A 675-nucleotide genomic window follows, 5' to 3' on the forward strand; every position below is an offset into this window, starting at 1 on the left:
AGTTGTGCATGTGTTAAGTCAAGTATTTTCAGAAGAAAATTTCTACAAACTAACAGAAAAGCAAATAAGAGCGTATGACGAACGTTACTGGGCGTTTGCCGTGCCGGTTGAGGAGGGCGAAGGATGATTGTAACTGTACTTGCTGTTGAAGGCGACCAAAAAACAATACGATTAAAGAACAGATTAGAGGCAGAAAAATATTTAAAGAGTGCAGGATTCGAATTAGATTACCCTGACGAAAATAATGGCGTAACTATGTATGACGAGGGAATGAATCGGCAAGGAATTGCATTCATAATAAGCGAAAGAAATGTGAAGTGGGTGGACGTAGAATGAACGAGCAAAAAGCGCCAATAAGTGAGTGTCCACATTGTCATTCAGACGAGGGTTATTACATTAAAAATCGATTTTCAGGTAGCGGGGAATGGCATCATAATTTTAACGGTCAGGAAAAAGATAATTCCCATTTTCACGATACATTGTTTACAAAGGAAAGTAAATACACGTACTGCATCAACTGTGACAAACGACTGTTCAAAGTTGAAGAAATTGGAGGGTGAAGCGCTTGAGGACTGAAACAATCACTACTCATGTAGAGTGCGATACTTGCAGAAGGAGCGAGGAAAACGGATTCCCAATAGCAAAGATGACTGTGGCAGTTTTAAATATCGGACA

General features: G+C 39.7%; 3 protein-coding genes. All 3 read left to right on the forward strand.

The window, feature by feature from the left end; genetic code table 11:
• Positions 1 to 10: 10 nt before the first annotated feature.
• The 3 genes from DUK53_RS18040 to DUK53_RS17060 are packed head-to-tail and all read left to right on the forward strand — an operon-like array spanning position 11 to position 560.
• Positions 11 to 127, forward strand: a complete 117-nt coding sequence (locus DUK53_RS18040; protein WP_368665727.1) for a DUF1642 domain-containing protein — start codon at positions 11 to 13, stop codon at positions 125 to 127.
• Positions 124 to 336, forward strand: a complete 213-nt coding sequence (locus DUK53_RS17055; protein WP_036089948.1) for a hypothetical protein — start codon at positions 124 to 126, stop codon at positions 334 to 336. Before DUK53_RS18040 ends, DUK53_RS17055 begins: the two co-directional genes overlap by 4 nt.
• Positions 333 to 560 (forward strand): hypothetical protein, encoded by a 228-nt coding sequence (locus DUK53_RS17060; RefSeq protein WP_103035123.1) that lies wholly within the window; start codon positions 333 to 335, stop codon positions 558 to 560. Before DUK53_RS17055 ends, DUK53_RS17060 begins: the two co-directional genes overlap by 4 nt.
• Positions 561 to 675 lie beyond the last annotated feature (115 nt).

This window comes from Listeria sp. SHR_NRA_18 (assembly GCF_003856515.1).
Lineage (GTDB): Bacteria > Bacillota > Bacilli > Lactobacillales > Listeriaceae > Listeria_A > Listeria_A newyorkensis.

Coding starts and splice junctions, on each gene's coding strand:
- DUK53_RS17055 (WP_036089948.1), top strand. CDS start 124: ATGATTGTAACTGTACTTGCTGTTGAAGGCGACCAAAAAACAATACGA.
- DUK53_RS17060 (WP_103035123.1), top strand. CDS start 333: ATGAACGAGCAAAAAGCGCCAATAAGTGAGTGTCCACATTGTCATTCA.